The 20,591-nt window shown below is 42.6% G+C and carries 16 protein-coding genes; 9 read left to right on the top strand and 7 right to left on the bottom strand.

What is annotated here, in order from left to right:
• Window positions 1–531: 531 nt before the first annotated feature.
• The 7 genes from ACLWMH_RS03800 to ACLWMH_RS03770 form a co-directional block, all read right to left on the bottom strand.
• The gene (locus ACLWMH_RS03800) at window positions 532–1,032 is read right to left on the bottom strand and encodes a helix-turn-helix domain-containing protein (protein WP_411915419.1); all 501 of its coding nucleotides are present in this window, start codon (window positions 1,030–1,032) and stop codon (window positions 532–534) included.
• Between the two features lie 554 nt (window positions 1,033–1,586).
• The gene (locus ACLWMH_RS03795) at window positions 1,587–2,588 is read right to left on the bottom strand and encodes a GNAT family N-acetyltransferase (protein WP_411915418.1); all 1,002 of its coding nucleotides are present in this window, start codon (window positions 2,586–2,588) and stop codon (window positions 1,587–1,589) included.
• Window positions 2,589–2,602: 14 nt separating this feature from the next.
• The gene (locus tag ACLWMH_RS03790) at window positions 2,603–3,514 is read right to left on the bottom strand and encodes a DUF2156 domain-containing protein (protein ID WP_411915417.1); all 912 of its coding nucleotides are present in this window, start codon (window positions 3,512–3,514) and stop codon (window positions 2,603–2,605) included.
• Between the two features lie 3 nt (window positions 3,515–3,517).
• Window positions 3,518–3,943 carry a SufE family protein gene (locus ACLWMH_RS03785; RefSeq protein WP_411915416.1) on the bottom strand — a complete coding sequence of 142 codons (426 nt, stop codon included), beginning with the start codon at window positions 3,941–3,943 and terminating at the stop codon, window positions 3,518–3,520.
• A 38-nt stretch (window positions 3,944–3,981) separates the two neighbouring features.
• Window positions 3,982–4,965 (bottom strand): M28 family peptidase, encoded by a 984-nt coding sequence (locus ACLWMH_RS03780; protein ID WP_411915415.1) that lies wholly within the window; start codon window positions 4,963–4,965, stop codon window positions 3,982–3,984.
• 126 nt (window positions 4,966–5,091) lie between these two features.
• The gene (gene tpx / locus ACLWMH_RS03775; protein WP_411915414.1) at window positions 5,092–5,589 is read right to left on the bottom strand and encodes a thiol peroxidase; all 498 of its coding nucleotides are present in this window, start codon (window positions 5,587–5,589) and stop codon (window positions 5,092–5,094) included.
• A gap of 114 nt (window positions 5,590–5,703) precedes the next feature.
• The gene (locus tag ACLWMH_RS03770) at window positions 5,704–6,057 is read right to left on the bottom strand and encodes a thioredoxin family protein (protein ID WP_411915413.1); all 354 of its coding nucleotides are present in this window, start codon (window positions 6,055–6,057) and stop codon (window positions 5,704–5,706) included.
• Window positions 6,058–6,553: 496 nt separating this feature from the next.
• Here ACLWMH_RS03770 and ileS point away from each other — a divergent pair, with 496 nt between their 5' ends.
• The 9 genes from ileS to gyrA all read left to right on the top strand — a co-directional run bounded on the left by ileS (window position 6,554) and on the right by gyrA (window position 20,535).
• The gene (gene ileS / locus ACLWMH_RS03765) at window positions 6,554–9,967 is read left to right on the top strand and encodes an isoleucine--tRNA ligase (RefSeq protein ID WP_411915412.1); all 3,414 of its coding nucleotides are present in this window, start codon (window positions 6,554–6,556) and stop codon (window positions 9,965–9,967) included.
• 55 nt (window positions 9,968–10,022) lie between these two features.
• The gene (locus tag ACLWMH_RS03760; protein ID WP_411915604.1) at window positions 10,023–10,724 is read left to right on the top strand and encodes a lipoprotein signal peptidase; all 702 of its coding nucleotides are present in this window, start codon (window positions 10,023–10,025) and stop codon (window positions 10,722–10,724) included.
• Window positions 10,725–10,730: 6 nt separating this feature from the next.
• Window positions 10,731–11,564 carry a DUF4296 domain-containing protein gene (locus ACLWMH_RS03755; protein WP_411915411.1) on the top strand — a complete coding sequence of 278 codons (834 nt, stop codon included), beginning with the start codon at window positions 10,731–10,733 and terminating at the stop codon, window positions 11,562–11,564.
• Window positions 11,565–11,627: 63 nt separating this feature from the next.
• Window positions 11,628–12,755 carry a tRNA guanosine(34) transglycosylase Tgt gene (gene tgt, locus ACLWMH_RS03750; protein ID WP_411915410.1) on the top strand — a complete coding sequence of 376 codons (1,128 nt, stop codon included), beginning with the start codon at window positions 11,628–11,630 and terminating at the stop codon, window positions 12,753–12,755.
• Between the two features lie 478 nt (window positions 12,756–13,233).
• The gene (gene ftcD, locus ACLWMH_RS03745; protein WP_411915409.1) at window positions 13,234–14,139 is read left to right on the top strand and encodes a glutamate formimidoyltransferase; all 906 of its coding nucleotides are present in this window, start codon (window positions 13,234–13,236) and stop codon (window positions 14,137–14,139) included.
• A gap of 1 nt (window position 14,140) precedes the next feature.
• The gene (hutI, locus tag ACLWMH_RS03740; RefSeq protein WP_411915408.1) at window positions 14,141–15,415 is read left to right on the top strand and encodes an imidazolonepropionase; all 1,275 of its coding nucleotides are present in this window, start codon (window positions 14,141–14,143) and stop codon (window positions 15,413–15,415) included.
• A gap of 13 nt (window positions 15,416–15,428) precedes the next feature.
• Window positions 15,429–16,055, top strand: coding sequence for a cyclodeaminase/cyclohydrolase family protein (locus tag ACLWMH_RS03735; protein WP_411915407.1), 627 nt, complete (start codon window positions 15,429–15,431; stop codon window positions 16,053–16,055).
• A 1-nt stretch (window position 16,056) separates the two neighbouring features.
• Window positions 16,057–17,553: a histidine ammonia-lyase gene (gene hutH / locus ACLWMH_RS03730; protein WP_411915406.1), complete on the top strand. Its 1,497-nt coding sequence runs from the start codon at window positions 16,057–16,059 to the stop codon at window positions 17,551–17,553.
• Between the two features lie 423 nt (window positions 17,554–17,976).
• On the top strand, window positions 17,977–20,535 hold the full coding sequence (gyrA, locus tag ACLWMH_RS03725; RefSeq protein ID WP_411915405.1) for a DNA gyrase subunit A: 2,559 nt from the start codon (window positions 17,977–17,979) through the stop codon (window positions 20,533–20,535).
• The last annotated feature ends 56 nt before the right edge of the window (window positions 20,536–20,591 follow it).

Below are 20,591 nucleotides of genomic sequence, written 5' to 3'. Positions count from 1 at the left end.
GTACAATACTTTACCTAGGCATGTTTTTTGACTTCAATCATACCTTATAGTTATGATGGGAGTTCCTTGTACATAACCTAATAACTGTACTGGAATTAAAGCATTTTGAAAGTCTCATTTGGGATAGCTTTATCTTTCTCCATACAGATCTTAGAGTGGCTAGTATATGTATGTAGAATAAGTTTCAACAATGGGCACAGAGTGTTTTGAATATATACAACTAAACATAATATACCTAATCGTATTTTTGTCTACTAAGGTTATAAGGAAGAAAAATAGTCTCAAAACATGGAGACAAACTCCCTTTCCAAAAGATCTATACTTTTCAATCAAAATATACGAATCTTTCTGTGGAAAGGTCCAGATATTTTAGTTAAAAGATAGGGATGTATTATTTTGGTCTTCATGCCTTAATTCGGAGAGAATAAATTGAACCTTGATGTAGGTCACTTCGAATAAGAGCATAAATCGAATATTTCAAGGAGAAATATTTTTATCTCCTAAATATTGCATCTACGTTATAAAAGTGATTTAACTTCTATGCTGTTTCCCGGGAAAGGTTTCATAACTGCCGTCACTGTAAAAAACTCGTATTTCAATTATTTCCTTTTGATTGCTCTCCAGAAGCTCTTCTCGCAATGCATGCACTGCCTTCTGTGTCACGTCTTCTATGATAGAGCGTAGAGCTGCATTGTCTATTATAGGTTGAGAGGGCGATGGATTGGAAAGAGTCAATTCCAAATTGGATTCTGAGGCTTTTACTGTTTTGTCTGCATTGTGGTCTTTGGGGGCCACTAACGGAGTGCCCTCGCCAAAAAGTAGCCAGTCTCTCTCCCAATCAGGATAAGCCGTCAACACCTTATTTAAGGTATCAAAGGTGATATTGCTTTTCCCATTCATTATGTTGGAAACAACAGAAGGAGTGATATCAGCAGAATTTGCAAAACCTGTATTTCCGATGCCTAATGTATCAATCATCTCTTTCAGACGAATGCGGATAGCTTCGTTGTCTATTGGGAGTTGCTCATTCATTTTTGTTTACCCGTTTTTTGATTTTTCTTTCAGAAGCAAAGATAAAATCATATTTTCTTATTTGCAAATTGAAACACAGGAGCGTCAATTCTAATTTCCAAATAATATATTGCTAATTGCTATTTCTATTATGGAAAGTTTTGCACTTAAGAATTACACTACCCTTTTCAACGCTATAATAATTTAATCTAGAAAAAGTATTCTATTGATTTTCAAGTGTTAGCTGTTTATTTCCTACGTAAATAAGAAGATAATCCAGTACCGAGAGCAACGAGCCCTATAAATAGTGAAATATATTATTCCAAACACATCGTATCTCGCTCATACATAGTTTGTTGTAATATATTATCAATGATCGCATATTATCTATTATACCGGCATTTCTATTTCTGGATTAGAAATACAGAAATAGAATATGATAGTTTGAATTCGGAAACTCAATCTGCAAAAAGAAATAAAAGAAGGGATATTGAGTTTCTTTTTCTGAAAGGAAAATAAACTAAGATTGAATGATTTTCAAAACAGATTTTGAAAAGAAAACAAATGGATGCATTTTAGAAGCTTAGGCCATCCATCAGTTGATCAAAAAAGAATCGCTTTTCACCAATCAAAAAAAGGAGTAAAGATTCGGGTGTAAAAATTTTTGGACGAGGTGTCTTTTTAGAGATGCTGTTCCACTCCTTTTTTATTTCTTGTTGAAATGCCTCAGGAGTCGAACATTTGGAAGCATCCTTAATGGTTGGTCGAAAAAAACGAACCATTCCACTCTTAAGGATATAGAGTCCATTATTCATAGGGAGTGATTTATCGGATAAAAAGAAGCTCCAAGAGTCTTGCATATGCTCTTTGGCATAAGCAACCAGCAGCTTTATAGGATTAATCAACCTTATCATACCGCAACGATAGACATTCTTTTCTTTATTCGTGGCCGCAACGGGGGCTATGAATGAATCGCCAAGGCGTTCAAATAAAGCGTCCATATGTTGTGCAGTATAAAAAAAATATCCTCCGGAACTCATTACTGCAGTTTGTAATGCAATACGCCACTGAAGGTAATCAGGCACTACATGAGGCACAGAAAGAGCCCTTTGGCGAAATGCTGAGAAGCGCTTGTAAGAATCAGAAGTCAAACTCTGAGAAAAAGACTTCTCATCAACTGTTAGACACTGTGCTCTTTCCCCTAATGGAAGGTATTGTGCTACCCTATTATAATATTCATATAACCAATTCTCTTGTGGAATTAGAAAGCTAAATGTAGCCCCATTGAGCCACATTTGATAATGAGCTGCACGCAGTAACTGTTTAGCCAGGCCTCGGCTACGCATTTCCGGACGAGTTGCCACCCCACAGACATAATAGGAGCGGTACAGTCTGTCATTCACACACAGATTATACGGCAAAAATTGGAGGTGTGCATTTGCTGTTCCAATAGCAGCATTTTGTACTAAAAGGGTGTTTTGATCGTGGTAAAGCGTACTGAAAAAAAGCTGCATGAAGGCTTCGTCATCTTGAAAAATAGCCTTCCATATATCGAATGCAGCACGCTTCTTATCCATCTCTCTGCACCTATCTACGGACGCCTTAAAACAGTAGTTCCTTTCGCTAAGCGCATATCAGGCTGATAGGACATTTTCGCAAAACGGAGCCCCGGAATACCTAAATCCTCCTCTCGATTGATATACTCAAAGGTATCCGACACAATAGAAGCAAACGATTGATTAATCATAGCATAGGCTCCATCTATATCCGGAAGGGCTTTTTCCACATGTATATCAAACGTCTGTTTATTAATGGGGGATCCTAAAGTAAATGCAACTATCTGACCTTCCACGTAGAGCACTCCGCCCTCAAGTTGTAGCGTCTCATAAGCCTCCGGACTAAGTATTCGCCTAATCATAATCTGCTCATTTTTCAGCCCCTCAGAAGGCTCGGAGGCCTCAAACCAACGAGTAGAAAAGTCTAAGACTTCGTCCAAAAGAGACATATTCAGTGGCTCAAAATGCCAATCTACATATCTACGTTTAAACTTATTAATATGATTTCGCTTAGGCTGTAATTTCTTTCCACGCAGATATACAAGCTTCTCTCTCTTATATATATAGTCTGCATAGTCTTCGTCCCATAACAGACTAAATTCTCCCGGGAAATGCTCTTCTAACAAATGAGAGCATTCTTGGGAAACCCCCATGAAAACAAGGGGCTCATTTTCTGCTCCAACTTCTTCTGTTTTAAGCCTTTCTATTGTATTATGCCAAGAGTCAAGATCAATACAATATGGAAGTAGGTAAACCGGATGATTATGCCGTTTGTCGTTAAAACGAATGACTAATGTCGTGTCTCCTTCTACAGCCCAAGAAGTGTTATAGAGAAAGCTCCAACCATAGAGATTTGTAAATGAGAGATCACAAATGGGCCGCCCTGAGTTAAATAAGATAGGATATAAGATATCTCTATCCTCAAGGAGTATTGGTTTGAAATCCATTTGTTACCCCTCTAATTTGCTTGTAGCATACTCCTTGATACGAGCCAACATAGCCATTAGACCATTACTTCTCGTAGGAGAAAGATGTCCCGTTAGATTCAGTTTTTCTATGAAGAAAAGCGGAGTTTGTAATATAGCGTTCGGAGTTTGGCCATCGTAGATTCTGAGCAACATAGCCACAATGCCTTTTACAATAAGCGCATCGCTATCTGCTCTAAAATACAGCTTGCCATCCGGAGCCTGACTACAAACTATCCACACTCTACTTTGACACCCCTCTATAAGGTTATCATCAACCTTTTCAGCATCAGAGATCAGGGGCAAACTGTCACCCATTTCAATGATGAGTTGGTATCTATCCATCCAATCATCAAAGGGTTCAAACTCGTCTATAAGTTCATTCTGAAGCTCTTCTATCGTTTTTGTCATAATTGTCACTTATATTTTACCATCCCGGAATTAGAGTGCTATTCATTTATAGTACTCCATATCGTGCTACCTACAGCCTTTAGCACATTCTTGTCAATTACATTTATATTGTCTGCGTGCGTATGCCAATGATCTCCAAATCCTTTGGTTCTATCCTCACAATAGTTCACAATATTGATTGAAGGGATACCCCTATAGCGCATTACGGGTATATGGTCATCCGTCAGAGCAGCGGTGCTTGCAGGAATAAAATAGTCTGTATATCCGTTTTCACTCGCTTTCTTCCACACTTTCGACAATATATGACTTGCATTTGACTTTGAAAAGTACTCCCACTTGAAGCGTGCATCCTTAGCACCGACCATATCAAGTAAAATGCCGTAACGAGCTGTGTATCCCTCTTTGTGTGGATGCTGACTCCAATAAGTTGAACCCAAGCACCATGAGTCTTCAGCGTTATACTTGCCATAGTCTTCTAAGTCGAAGAGTACAATATCAACCCCCAACTTGCTTTTCTCAGCCTGTATCAGGCGCGCCATTTCAAGAAGTACGGCTACTCCACTGGCTCCATCATCAGCACCATCCAAAGGCTTATTATGCCACGTTGGATCTTCATCCTGATCACACCATGGGCGTGTATCCCAGTGGGCAAAGAGAAGCAGACGTTCCGCCTCATCAGGGTTAAAAGAAGCGATAATGTTGCGCATTTCAAATTGTTTGCCATCATGAGTTGTAAGAGGGGCTTTCTGCTCAATCACAGACGCTCCAAACGCTGACAACTTATTGGCCAACCAGTCTCCACACTCCTTATGAGCATTACTACCCGGTATGCGAGGTCCAAACTCTACCTGACGTAACACAAAAGAATATGCACTATCTGCATTGAAAGGTGACGAAACTGGTAGATTGTCAGCCACTACCGTAGTAGCATTATTATCTTTCTCCTTTCTATTTTTACAAGACACAAAAGAAGAAAGCGGGACTAATATAGTCAAGATGAGTAGAATTGGGTGTATACGCATTATGTATAGATAGGCTTTTAGATTGTGGAGAGGGTCGCTGTAAAACACCTAAGCGTATCACAACGACCCAACACACCAACACATGAAATAATGAAAAGCCCTTTCACAAGGGTTCTTTCTTTGAAGTTACTTTAATTTAGCAAGAGCAGCCTCATAGTTTGGCTCTTCAGTAACTTCCGGTACAATTTGGCTATAAACCAGCTTTCCTTCTTCGTCAATTACAAAAACGCTACGGGCTAAAAGACCTGCAAGTGGTCCTGTTTCCATACGCAAACCATACTTTTCACTAAAACAGGTACAACGGAAAGCAGAAAGCATTACAACATTCTTAATTCCCTCTGCAGCACAGAATCTTTGTTGAGCAAAAGGCAAATCCATTGAGATACATAACACAACCGTATTATTCAAAGCTGCAGCCTCTTTGTTAAAGCGACGCACACTTGCAGCGCACACACCGGTATCCACACTGGGAAAAACGTTCAGGACTACCCTTTTGCCTTTATAATCACTTAGATGTGCCTCACTAAGGTCATTCTTCACAGCCATAAAGTCAGGAGCCATCTGCCCTACCTCCGGCTGTTTTCCTCCAAGCTTAATTTCTATCTCTCCTTTAAATTTTATCATATCAAATTTTCCAAGTCATTGTTCTTGTTTTGGGTATCTCCTACCCTTCTACCTTGCTAAGGTACGCATTTATTTTGAATAACGACCACTATTTTGGATATTAAAACGAAATCTTCACAATATCTTGTCAATAGCATCTTTTATATACTCCTTAGGCACATTACCCATTGAAACATAAGGAGTCTCTTTCATAGGAACAAAGAGTAACATAGGAATAGACTGCACTTTAAATAGCTTTGCCAGTTCCTTCTCTTTGTCTATATTAACCTTGTACACAACAATCTTACCGACATAGTTTCCTGCGACTTCAGCCAACTTGGGAGCAAGGGCACGGCATGGGCCACACCAATCTGCGTAAAAATCAATTACACAAGGTTTTTCCCCCTTATATACAAACTTCGTTGGGTTTTTCTCCCAATCATATATATTGGCTTTCATATAAGTCGCATCAATCTCAATTGCTTCCACACCCTTCCTCTGTTGAGCGATGAGGGGTGAACAACCCAGGTACGACAATATAAATATACTTATCCCGACAAATAAATATTGACTTCTTTTTCTCATTTTCATTACATGCATTAAATGTCAATTGATAAACAACCATTATTTGAAAAAGTTCATAATCAATAATGAATTGGGCGCAACGCAAAAAAATATAGCATTCGATATGAAGTAAGTTACTCCTTCATCGATACGGAATGAATAATAAAAGAAGTTGATAAAATGGACGCTCTCGTTTACAATAACCCTTTTTCCTTCAACATTGCTTGCAGAAAGGACTGACACAATGCATAGAATCAATCCAACAGACACTATCATCGGAAATGTCAATCTCTTAGATCGCTGCAGATAAATGCGGATTAGCTATCTTTGCCAAGTATATTGCATTCTCATAAATAAGTTTGCATTACAACTATATACAAGGAGGAACTGAAAGCCCTTAGTAGTAGAAAAGAAGAGAAAGATGGAAAATAGATTCACAACATACGAAAACCCGGATTTTAGTCGTATCAATAAGGAAGTACTAAAACAATGGCAAGAGGAAGATCTCTTTGCTAAAAGTGTTGAGGCACGTCGTAACGCACCCTCTTTTGTCTTTTACGAGGGGCCACCCTCTGCCAACGGAATGCCGGGAATCCATCATGTTATAGCTCGATCTCTGAAGGATATTTTCTGCAGGTATAAAACGATGCAAGGATTCTTGGTCGAAAGACGTGCCGGATGGGATACTCACGGACTTCCTGTGGAATTAGGTGTTGAGAAAGCACTGAATATCACAAAAGAAGATATCGGCAAGAAAATCAGTATCCGTCAATATAATGATGAGTGCCGCAAAGCTGTAATGCGTTACACTAAAGAGTGGGAACAGCTTACTGAGCAGATGGGCTATTGGGTAGATATGGATCAGCCTTATATCACCTACAAGCCTAAATACATGGAAACACTTTGGTGGGTGCTCGCTGATCTCTACAAAAAGGGCCTTCTATATAAAGGCTATACGATACAGCCCTATTCACCCGCTGCTGGTACAGGGTTAAGTACACACGAGCTTAACCAACCGGGTTGCTACCGAGATGTAAAAGATACGGTATGCACAGCGCAGTTTAAGATCACCCGGATACCGGATTCTTGGGGCATAACGGACGAATGTTACTTTTTAGCTTGGACCACAACTCCTTGGACGCTTCCTAGTAATACGGCCCTTTGCGTAGGAAGTGGTATCGACTACACATTAGTAGAAACTTTCAATCCTTATACTCATACCCACGAGTTCGTAGTGCTTGCCACGGCACGCTTAGAAGCTTACTTTACCTCTTCTAATGAGTGTGATAAACTCCCCGAAACATGGGATGGAGAGGCAAAGGATCTTCCATGGAAAAGAATTGCTACGATGAAAGGTTGTGATCTTGAGGGAATACCCTATGAGCAACTTATACCATGGGTCAAGCCACTGGGTGATGCATTTAGAGTGATCACGGGAGATTATGTAACTACCGAGGATGGAACCGGCATTGTGCATATTGCTCCTACTTTCGGTCAAGACGATAAACGTGTAGCTGTAAAGGCTGGTATTTCTTCCTTGGTTCTTATAGATAGCGAAGGCAATGAACGTCCAATGGTGGACATGCGAGGTCGCTTCTATCTAACAGAAGAAATTGATGCCTCCTTTCGGGCTGAATACATGAATGAATCACTTTATGATGTTTATGCCGGCCGCTACGTAAAGAATGCTTATGACGAAAGTCTCAAAGAAAGTGATCCGACCCTGGACACAGATCTTTGTGTCATGCTTAAAATGCAGAACAAAGCCTTTAAGATTGGGAAACATGTGCATAGTTATCCTCACTGCTGGCGTACGGACAAGCCTGTCCTTTATTATCCATTAGACAGTTGGTTCATCAAGACAACCGCTTGTCGCGAAGAGATGATGCGCCTCAATGAGTCCATCCGCTGGAAGCCGGCCACCATTGGTACAGGGCGCTTCGGCAAATGGTTAGAGAATCTCCAAGATTGGAACTTATCTAGAAGCAGATTTTGGGGCACTCCTCTTAACATTTGGCGTACAGAAGATGGGGGTGAAGAGCGTTGTATTGCCTCAATAGAGGAGCTATACAATGAGATTGAACGTTCTATCCAATCCGGGCTGATGCATGAAAATCCATTTAAAGGATTCGTGCCCGGAGATATGAGCGATGAGAATTATGCACATGTTGATTTGCATCGTCCTATAGTAGATGAAATCATCCTAACATCCTCAACTGGCAAAGCAATGTATAGGGAGAAAGACCTAGTTGATGTATGGTTAGATTCAGGAGCTATGCCTTTCGCACAACTGCACTATCCATTTGAGAATAAGGAAGCAGTAGATGAAGGAAAGTTTTTTCCTGCCGATTTTATTGCTGAAGGTATTGACCAAACAAGAGGGTGGTTCTTCACACTACATGCGATTGCTACTATGGTTAAGCATAGCGTTGCCTATCAGAATGTGCTTGCCAACGGACTTGTCCTTGACAAGAATGGCAATAAGATGAGCAAGAGACTTGGCAATGCAGTAGATCCCTTTATCACGATAGATACATATGGAGCCGATCCATTGCGTTGGTATATGATTACCAATGCATCTCCTTGGGATAACATCAAATTTGACATCGAGGGAGTTAAAGAGGTTAGCAGGAAATTCTTTGGAACACTATACAATACATACCAATTCTTTGCTATGTATGCAAATCTTGATGGCTTTAATCCCGATGAGAAAAGCATTTCCTACAAAGAGAGACCTGAAATAGATAGGTGGATTATTTCCATGCTTCATACACTAATTGGAGAGGTCTCAAGCTCATTGGAGGACTACGAGCCTACACGTGCGGGGCGGGCTATTGAAGAGTTTGTAGAAACGCATTTAAGCAATTGGTATGTTCGTCTCTCTCGTAAACGCTTCTGGGTGGGAGACATGACAGAAGACAAGAAAAGTGCCTATGCCACTCTATACGAATGCTTGGTAACAGTAGCACAGCTTATTGCACCAATTGCTCCATTCTATGCAGACCGTCTCTATAGAGATCTAACCTGCAGCGAGAAATCTGTCCATTTAACTAGCTTCCCGATTGCAAATCAAAAAGGCATTGACAGCGTGCTTGAGCGCCGAATGAAGCGAGCTCAAGAGCTAACAGGAATGGTTCTCGCCTTACGTAGAAAAGTAAATATTAAAGTGCGTCAACCATTGGCTTCCATAATGATTCTCATAGCCTCCGAAGAAGAAAAAGAGGATATAGAAGCCGTGAGCAAGTGGATCCTTAATGAGGTAAATGTAAAGGCGATAAACTACGAAGATGCCTCCGCAGATGTATGGCATCGAACGATTAAACCTGATTTTAAGAAACTTGGGCCACGTTACGGAAAGATCATGAAAGACGTAGCCCAAGAGATTTCTACGCTTCCACAAGATAAAATAACCGAATTAGATCAAAAGGGACAACTCACCCTTCATGTAGCGGGCAAAGAGGTATTGCTAATGAGAGAAGATGTAACTATCAATGTGGAAGATATACCGGGTAGGCTGGTTGCCACAGATGGTCGCAATACGATAGCCCTTGACGTAACAGTCACACCTGATCTTTACGTTGAAGGATTAGCAAGAGAGTTGGTTAACCGAATACAGAACCTGCGTAAACAGATTGGGTTGGAGGTAAATGACCATATTAATGTATTCGTGCTATCCGGCACGGAGATGGATCAGGCTTTTGAGAAATTTCACGATTACATTGCAGAGCAGGTACAAGCAGACGATCTTGTACTTACAGATAAAGTAAGCGATGGAATTGAGATTGACATGGAAAGCTACAAATTAACCTTGTCCATAAATAAAAGTGAAAGATAAGAAGCGGTCCACATTGCCTAAGGATCCGAGAGCCAATAACTCGGATCCTTTTAGTATAGAAAACCCAACCAAGCAAGCCGTCTGGGTTTGTGCAATCGTTTTGCTGACTCTCATCATTGATCAAGTGATCAAAATATGGGTTAAAACGCACATGCAGTTGGGAGAAGAAATTAGGGTCTTTGATTGGTTCCGCATTCTCTTTGTGGAGAATATGGGAATGGCCTTTGGACTTGAGCTCGGAAGTAAGCTCTTTCTCACATTTTTCCGCATTATTGCAATGGGGCTTATTGCTTATGCAATTGTGATACTTATTAAAAGTCGTCACTTTCCTCTCGGCTTCCTTGCTTGTTTGGCTCTTATCTTTGCAGGTGGGATCGGAAATGTAATAGACTCCATGTTCTATGGAATCATTTTCTCAGACAGCCATGGGCAAGTAGCAGAGCTATTTCCAACTGGTAGCGGATATGGTACCTTTATGCACGGAAAGGTGGTTGATATGCTATACTTTCCGTTAATTGATACGGTATGGCCCTCATGGATACCCTTCATTGGGGGAAAATCGTTTACTTTTTTTGATCCTGTATTCAACTTTGCAGACAGCTGCATCTCAATAGGAGTCATTTTATTGCTTGTGTTCCATGTTCGTCCATTTACAGAGGCTTTGGAATACTTCTCTAACCCCCGAATTAGAAAAGCCACTAAAACCATTAACGAAGAGAAGCGACAAACAGCACCAAAAGAGAAAGTAAAGAAGTAAAACACAATGCCTTCAAAAGCACGCTTGATAGTTGCCCTCTTGCTCCTTTTTACAACTATAGGACTAAGTTTCTCATGTGGCAATAAATGGGGAAAGAGGCTTTCTGAAAAAGAGATTGAAGCTATTCTTGGAGAGCTTTATGTAGCTCAAAATATCTATATAAATGATCCATCCCCCTCCACAGATACACTATTGATTTCCCTTCGTCGTTCAATTTTCAAAAAGTATCAGGTTACTGAAAGTGATTTCGATAGCGTCATTACATACTATGCCCATTATAAGTCTGATCGTCTCTCTGCTATCGCCCAAAAAGCCGCTGATGGAATTACAGCCGACTTAGAAGATTATCAAAAGAAGTCAACCCCTCCTACTTTTGAGGAAAATTTGAAGTATCAAATTCCAAAGAGCTTAGATGCCTATGAATTGGCTGACCTAATCCCCATAGAGCAATATCCGTCTACAATTCTTCTCTCAGATGGTGTTGATGCCCTCTTCTACTCTACTCTGGTAAGGAATACATTATACAAAACTACTACCATTACGATACAGATCACACTTTATGGGCTTCCAAACAAAATAGAAAAGAAAGACTGTCCTCTCCTTGAAGTGTCTTGTATTGACACTAACGGAAATTTTGTGAAAGCACAGACTACCCTATCCTCAAATGGGACGAAAGACCTTTGCTTATACTTTGACAAAGACATAAAAAATGGTCGATTTTCCATTTTGCTTCATTCAGGAAACAACCCACACATCTGCCCTATCTTTGTTACTGAGCTTTCCATTAGGCCACAGCTTGCTTCTCCTCCCTCTAACAAAGAAAACGAGGAGGATGATTAATTCTCATAATCCATTAATAAGAATAAGCCACTCTGCTAAAATCGTTCCCCTACACAACAAACAATGACCTACACAATTACATCTACTGATAAATATAGTGATGCTCGCTGTGGCATTATAACCACTGACCACGGTTCTATACCCACTCCTATTTTTATGCCTGTCGGCACTGCTGGTAGCGTAAAAGCAATGACTATGGAGCAGGTAGAAGAAACCAATGCAAAAATCATTTTGGGGAACACATACCATCTCTACTTGCGGCCGGGATTAACTATTTTACAAGCTGCAGGAGGATTGCACAAATTTGGTACTTGGAATAAGCCAATCCTTACGGACAGTGGTGGGTTTCAGGTGTTTTCGTTAGCCGATCGTAGAAAAATATCAAGAGAAGGTGTCACTTTTTCCTCGCATATTGATGGATCAAGACATTTATTTTCTCCTGAGAGAGTAATGGATATTGAACGAATAATTGGAGGTGATATCATAATGGCCTTTGATGAATGTCCTCCAGGCACTGCCTCATATCACTATGCAAAAAACTCTCTCGAGCTTACACTTCATTGGTTGGAACGCTGTTTTAAGCGCTTTAACGAAACGGAACCTTTGTATGGATATACCCAAGCCCTATTCCCAATCGTCCAAGGCTGCGTCTATCCGGATCTAAGACGTAAATCAGCCGAAGCGGTGGCTGCATACAATGCTCCAGGGAATGCAATAGGTGGACTTGCCGTAGGAGAGCCAACTGAAAAAATGTATGAAATGATTGAGTTGGTTAATACAATTCTTCCAAAGGATCGACCCCGTTATCTTATGGGTGTGGGTACCCCCGCCAACTTATTGGAAGGAATTGCTCGTGGTGTAGATATGTTTGATTGTATTATGCCAACACGTAATGCGCGTAACGCTCAACTTTTCACACAAAATGGCATTATAAATGTACGCAATAGTAAATGGAAGAATTGCTTCGAGCCTATTGAACGTAACGGAGCTTCACCAATAGACGAACGTTATTCACTATCCTACTTACATCACCTTTTCAGAGCAGAAGAGATAACAGCCCTAACTCTCGCCTCTATACACAATGTAGCCTTCTATCTCAGACTAATGGAAACAGTTCGTGAAAAGATAGCTGATGGCACATTTTCTTTTTGGAAGGATGACGCTGTAAAGCGTCTCATGCAACGCTTATAATAACATTTCGTTGCAAAATAAAAAACCTCAATGCCTCTATACATTAAGAGGTTCTCTATGCGTGGTGTGCTAAAAAGATACCGCTGCTGACTGTTACTGGGACATAGACTTTCTTCTTCCACCTCCTACATACGTAATCTTAGATGCGGAATTATTTGATAATAAGTCTGCATCTTTCCACTAAACAATCGACCAAATTTCATTACTCATTATTTTCCTTACACATATTCATTTTTTCAGCTTAGCACGGGGAGGTTTTCCTTCTAATTTGACTATCTTTGTAAGCGGAGCAAGTAGAAATTAGATCTGTGGCATAAGTGTCGCAGAGGATTAAGTCGATATTCTCCTTTATTGGTAATGAAAGAAGAGTATGTTTAGCAATCAGGTCAGTAGGTTTGTATAGCTCTTATACTTATAAACTACTACATTTCTCAGAAAACAGTAAAGAAAATAGTAAAATAACACTTAATAAATCACTATGGCGAATCAGACGAAAATAGTAGAATGCGTGCCTAACTTTAGCGAAGGACGCGACAAAGAAAAGATCGAACGAATTGTCAATCCGTTCCGTACCAAACAAGGCGTTAAGCTGCTTAACTACAGCAATGACGAAGATCACAACCGTTGCGTGGTGACGGTTATCGGTGAGCCGAAAGCTCTCACCGAAGCGCTGTATGAAGCGATCGAAGTTGCCGTCAAGGAGATCGATATGACCAAGCACGAAGGGCAGCACCCTCGCATGGGCGCTGTGGACGTAGTTCCCTTTATCCCTATTCGCAATATGGAAATGGACGAAGCTATTGCCCTGTCCAAGGAAGTAGGTAAAACAATAGGAGAACGTTTTGGTGTGCCCGTATTCCTGTATGAAAAGAGTGCATCTGCTCCTCATCGTGAAAATCTTGCTAAGATTCGCAAGGGACAATTCGAAGGAATGGCTGAAAAGGTACACGAACCGGAATGGATTCCCGACTTCGGTCCGAAGGATATTCACCCCACAGCCGGTGTAGTAGCCGTAGGTGCGCGTATGCCGCTGGTAGCTTACAACGTAAACCTCAATACAAGTGATCTTTCCATTGCCGATGCTATTGCCAAAAAAGTACGTTTTATCGGTGGCGGATTACGCTTCTGCAAAGCTATGGGTGTAGAACTGCACGATCGTAACATCGTACAGGTATCGATGAACCTAACCGACTATACCAAAACAGCCGTATATCGTGCGCACGAAATGGTGCGTATGGAAGCAAAACGCTACGGAGTGGAAGTGGTAGGAAGTGAAGTAATCGGCTTGGTACCTATGATGGCGCTTGTTCAGTGTGCGGAATATTACCTCGGAATCGAAAACTTCTCCGAAGATCAAATACTGGAAACTCGTTTGATGGAGTAACGTGGTAATGACTCCAAAAGCGAATCTTTGCATCAAAAACATAGGTCAGCTTGCAACGCCTGTCGGCTCCTCTGCCCGAAAGGGTAAGGAGGCGATGGGTGCCCTTAAGGTAATTGAAGGTGCCGCTGTAATAGTGGAAAACGGCATTATCACCTTTGTGGGCAAGGAAAGTGAGCTACCGAGCGCATTGCCACAAGGCTGCAAGGTGCTGGATGCCGGGGGAAATGCACTGCTTCCCGGCTTCGTGGATAGCCATACGCACTTAGTATTCGGCGGATATCGGGAAGACGAGTTCCAATGGCGCCTTGCCGGCGATAGCTATATGAGTATTATGGAGCGTGGAGGCGGTATCGCAAAAACGATGCAGCTCACTCGTTCTACATCAGAGGATAGCCTCACCGAGAGCGCTTTAGCGCATCTTAAGGCGATGCTCTCTATGGGCGTTACTACCGTAGAAGCCAAAAGCGGTTACGGAATGCAAACGGAAACCGAACTGAAGCAGCTGCGTGTTACGCGTCGCCTGCAGGAAATACAGCCCGTTGCACTATTCTCCACATTTATGGGGGCGCACGACATTCCGCCCGAATACAAGGGACGCAATATGGCATATATAGAGTATATCATTGAAGATATGCTGCCACGCGTTAAGGAAGAAGGATTGGCTGAAGCATGCGATATATTTACGGAGAAGGGCGTCTTTAATCACGAAGAAACAATTCGCCTGCTCACTGCAGCCAAAGAGATGGGCTTTGCGCTGAAGATGCACGCTGATGAAATCGTGCCCTTCGGCGGCGCTGAGCTTGCCGCTTCCTTGGGATGCCTCAGTGCGGATCATTTGCTCCGCATTTCCGATAAGGGTATTCACGATCTTGCAGAGGGAAATACCGTGGCAACTCTGTTGCCGCTCACCGCATTTAGCCTAAAAGCCGAGTATGCTCCGGCTCGTAAGATGATAGACAGTGGTTGTGCCGTAGCGCTCGCCAGTGATCTTAATCCGGGTAGCTGCTTCAGTGCCTCTACGCCTTTGCTTATGGCTCTTGCCACGATATATATGGGTATGACCATAGAAGAAACCCTTACCGCACTTACTCTTAATGGAGCGGCGGCATTACATCGTGCCGATCGCATTGGCTCTATAGAAGTGGGCAAGGAAGGTGACTTTGCCCTTTTGCGTATGCCTAACTACAAGTTCCTCTCTTATCACTTTGGAATGAACCTTGTAGATGCTACGATCAAGGGAGGGGTTGTGTACCGCAACGAAATAGAACAAGAATAGAAATAACAAACATATGCTTACAGAATTAACCGTAAAGGGCTTTCTCGCTGAAACGGCCGGAGAAGCGCCGGTGCCCGGAGGAGGAAGTATATCCGCACTGAACGGAGCTATTGCCGCTTCGCTCTGCCAAATGGTGGCGAACCTAACCATCGGGAAAAAAAAATATGCTGATAGTGAGGCCGAAATGAAGGAAATTGCCGCTAAGGCTGCCTCTATAGCGCAAGAGCTTGTACTGGACGTGGATCGCGACAGCGATGCATACGACAAAGTATTTGCCGCTTTTAAGCTCCCAAAAGAAACCGATGAGGAAAAAGCTGCCCGTAGCCAAGCTATTCAGGAAAGCACTAAGTATGCTGCCGAAGTACCTATGGAGGTTGCTCGTCGTGTATACTCTTTGCTCGATATGATAGATGCCGTTGTGGCTCGTGGTAACCAGAATGCCGTAACGGATGGCTGTGTGGCTATGATGTGCGCTCGTTGTGCCATTGTAGGTGCATTGTTTAATGTCCGTATCAACCTAACTTCTCTCAAGGATAGGGACTTTGCTTCCAAGCTGAGCCAAGAAGCCGATAAGATGGAAGAAGAGGTAAACAGACGCGAAAAGAACGTTATTGCCCACACTAAGAAAGCCTGTGAATAAAATGAACGGAATATTGCACGAATTGGGCAAAGCGCCCCTCACCATTGAAAATATAACTGAATGGCTAAAAAATCGCTATCCTATTGTCCTAAGTGAGGAGGGAAAAGCGCGCATCAACCATTGCCGTGAATACTTGGATAATAAGGTAAAGGAGAGCGATGTGCCCATCTATGGCGTTACCACCGGGTTCGGTTCGCTCTGCAACCGCTCCATTTCCACTGAACAGCTTACTACGCTTCAGGAAAATCTTGTCAAGAGTCACGCCTGCAGCATGGGAGATGAAGTGCGCCCCGATATAGTGCGTCTCATGCTTCTACTGAAAGCTTATGCGCTTCAGCTGGGGCACAGCGGTGTTCAGGTAGTAACCGTGGAAACTATCCTTGAGCTACTGAACCGCGATGTACTGCCCATTGTCTATAGTTTGGGCTCTTTGGGAGCTTCAGGCGACTTGGCACCGCTGGCAAATCTCTTCTTGCCGCTTATCGGTGAGGGGGAAGTGCGCTACAAAGGCGAGAAGCGTGCTTCGAAAGAAGTATTGGACGAACTCGGCATCCGTACCGTTACGCTTAAGAGCAAGGAAGGTCTCGCCCTCCTTAATGGTACACAATTCATGAGCTCGCATGGCGTTTATGCACTCATTCAGGCGAAACGATTGGCTAAAGTTGCCGATAATGCCGCTGCTCTCTCCTTGGACGCTTATGATGGCTTGCTGGCACCCTTCAGCGATTCCCTACAACTCATTCGTCCGCATGCCGGACAGTTGACCGTAGCGCGGCGTATGCGTAAACTCCTCGAAGGAAGTGAAATTGCCGCACAACCTAAGAAGCAGGTACAAGATCCCTACAGTTTCCGCTGTGTGCCACAGGTTCACGGTGCTTCTCGTGATGCTTTCGATTACGTGACTAAGGTGGTTGAAACGGAAATCAACTCCGTGACCGACAATCCCACCGTCTTCCCAGATGAAGATATAGTTGTGAGCGGCGGTAACTTCCATGGGCAACCCCTGGCAATTGTCTATGACTTTTTTGCCATCGCGTTGTCTGAATTAGGCAACATAAGCGAAAGACGTACTGCGCAGCTTATCTTGGGACTCCGCAATTTGCCCGAGTTCCTTGTTGCTAATCCCGGATTGAACAGTGGCTTGATGATACCGCAATACGCGGCTGCCGCTATGGTTAGCAGGAACAAGATGTACTGTTTTTCGGCATCGTCCGATAGCATTGTATCGAGCAACGGGCAGGAAGACCACGTTTCGATGGGTGCTAATGCGGCAACCAAGTTGCTCTTCATCATCGAAAACCTGGAACGAATCTTTGCTATCGAGTTCGTTAATGCCGCGCAGGCACTCGAATTCCGTCGTCCGCTCAAGTCGTCCGCTACGATAGAGCGTCTCTTGACGGCATTCCGCAAGGGCAATCCGCGCATTGAAGAGGATGTGGTGATGTACAAGCAGCTCAATAGCGCTTGTCACTTCGTACAGACCTACGATTTCGAATAACATACACTCTTTTCGAGATCATACCTTACAAAAGGGGCTGTTTACGTAGACAGCCCCTTTTTCTTTAAATCAAAAAATCAAGTCGGGTAAAAACACATTTCCAAAAGGTACAGATCTTTTGCTCAAAAGATATTGATATTTCAAACAAAAGATATTGATATTCTACTCAAAAGATACAGATAAAATAGATCCTCATGTAGAATACGTAAAAGGAAATGAGCGTGTCAGATCCAAGATCATAATGCCAGAAATAAGGTATTTTGCAAAGATCTCATAGCATTTTCACAAGTAAAAATGCCTTATATGTGGACTAAATGTAGTAACTTAGCAACGCTTATCAACTGGTCCGACCTATGACCCTAAAATGGTGAGTACCATATCGGGTCGCGTACCGCAGTTTGAGACAAAAGGAGAGAAAACTATATGGACGAATTTGAAGAGAGAGAAGACAGGATATTGAAAATAGACATTGAGCAGGAAATGAAGACTGCTTACATTGACTACTCAATGTCCGTTATTGTTTCTCGAGCATTACCGGATGTGCGCGATGGGTTGAAGCCTGTTCATCGACGTGTTTTATATGCGATGAACGATATGGGCAATGTATTCAATCAACCCACAAGAAAGAGTGCAAAACCGGTAGGAGAAGTACTTGCTAATTATCACCCACACGGAGATAGCTCGGTATATGACGCTTTAGTGCGCTTAGCGCAACCATGGAATATTCGTTATCCATTAGTAGATGGACAAGGCAACTTTGGCTCTATTGATGGAGACTCGCCCGCTGCAATGCGTTACACTGAGGCGAGAATGACTGAAATTGCCGGCGAGTTGCTGCGTGACATAGACAAGGAAACCGTTAATTTCCAAAGTAACTTTGACGATACCCGCTTAGAACCCACTGTACTACCCACACGATTTCCCAACTTACTCGTTAACGGGGCCAGTGGTATTGCTGTCGGTATGGCTACTAATATGGCACCGCATAACCTCGGTGAGTCAATTGATGCTTGCGTGGCCTTCATTGACGCAAAAGGAGACATCACTATTGATGAATTGATGAGCCATATCAAGGCTCCGGACTTTCCTACCGGTGGCATCATATATGGGTACGAAGGTGTTGCTGAAAGCTACCGAACAGGGCGCGGACGTATCGTATTAAGAGCCCGTACCGAAATTGAACAAACCCCTAAGGGTGGAGAACGGATCATTGTGACGGAGATACCCTACCAAGTCAATAAAGCTGAGTTGGTAACGCGTATAGCCGAGATGGTGAATAACAAACGCCTTGAAGGTATAAGCAATATAGCTGACGAATCCAGCGGTAAGGGGGGTATGCGTATAGTCATTGACATTAAACGTGATGCCAACGCCAATGTAGTACTCAATCACCTATATAAGAATACAGCACTACAAAGCAACTTCAATACAAATAATATTGCATTAGTTGACGGGAAGCCAGAATTGCTTAACCTCTTCCGCTTGATAGAGCTCTTCGTCAAGCATCGTGAGGATGTAGTAGAGCGTCGCACACGCTACGACCTACAAAAAGCCCACGAGAGAGAACACATTCTGCAAGGCTTACTCATTGCAGTGGACAATATTGATGAAGTTATTTCTATTATCCGTTCCTCTTCCAATACACAGGAAGCTATGGAGCGTTTGCAGAGTAGATTTAACTTGACCGAGCTTCAGTCGCGCGCTATAGTGGATATGCGTTTGCGTGCCCTTACAGGACTGGAACGCGATAAACTTAAAAGCGAGTATGATGACCTTGAGATCAGAATTGCTGAATTAGAGCTAATTCTAAACGACCATGATGAACTTACGAGAGTGGTTAAGGACGAGCTACTTGAGGTAAAGGCAAAGTACTCCGATGCTCGTCGTACTGAGATTGTACGCTATGGAGACGACTTTGACCCCTATGACTTCTATAGTGATGAAGAGATGATTATCACAATCTCTCATGCCGGCTATATCAAGCGCACTCCGCTCAGTAAATTCCGTAATCAAGGCCGTGGAGGCAAGGGAGCCAAAGGCTCAAAAACAAAAGAGAGTGACTTTATAGAATATATTTATTCAGCCTCTATGCATGCTACCCTACTTCTCTTTACAGAGAAGGGAAAGTGCTACTGGTTGAGAGTATTCGATATTCCGGAGGGTGATAAAACAGCTCAAGGAAGAGCTATACAAAACCTAATTAACTTGGAGAGCGATGATCGTATTACAGCATGTATACGTATCAAGAAACTGCATCAAGATGTAGATTTTGTATCCTCACACTACTTATTATTCGCTACGGAGCGTGGCATAGTAAAAAAGACCATATTAGAAGACTTCTCTCGCCCCCGCAGTAACGGCATCAAAGCTATAAATCTGGCGGAGAATGATCGTGTAGTAACGGTTAGACTTACCAATGGACATTGCCATATCCTATTAGCGAATAAAAATGGTCGTGCCGTATATTTCTCAGAGGATCAAGTACGTCCCATGGGACGTGCGTCTCAAGGCGTTATCGGTATGCGCTTAGACGATGACAACGACGATTGCGTTGTCGGAATGGTTGTACTTCGTGAGGACTCTGATGAGGACCTATTAGTAGTTAGTGAGAACGGCTACGGGAAACGAAGCTTACCGGATGCCTACCGACTTACAAAGCGAGGGGCAAAGGGGGTTAAAACCCTACAAATAACAGACAAAACAGGCAAGTTAGTTGACTTCCGAGCTGTAAATAACGAAGAGGATTTGATGATTATCAAGCGAAGTGGCATCGCTATTCGCATATCATTAGACACGATTTCGGTACAAGGACGTGCTACTCAAGGAGTCAAATTGGTAGATCTTGGAGATGATGCAATAGCATCGGTATGTAGCGTGATCAAGGAAGAAGAAGACAACGACGATTACAACCCAGAAGAAGATCTCGGCAAAACCGAAGAGGATGGAGCTATTGACACCCCTATGGCACCCGAACAGGATTAAACACTCTGAGCTTAGAAGAATCTAACATAAATATGAACTCAAGTAAAACTAATTGA

Origin of the sequence: Porphyromonas miyakawae (assembly GCF_045865415.1) — a bacterium.
Lineage (GTDB): Bacteria > Bacteroidota > Bacteroidia > Bacteroidales > Porphyromonadaceae > Porphyromonas > Porphyromonas miyakawae.
The sequence above is the reverse complement of the archived record's forward strand: the minus strand, read 5'-3'. Positions and strand labels throughout refer to the sequence as shown.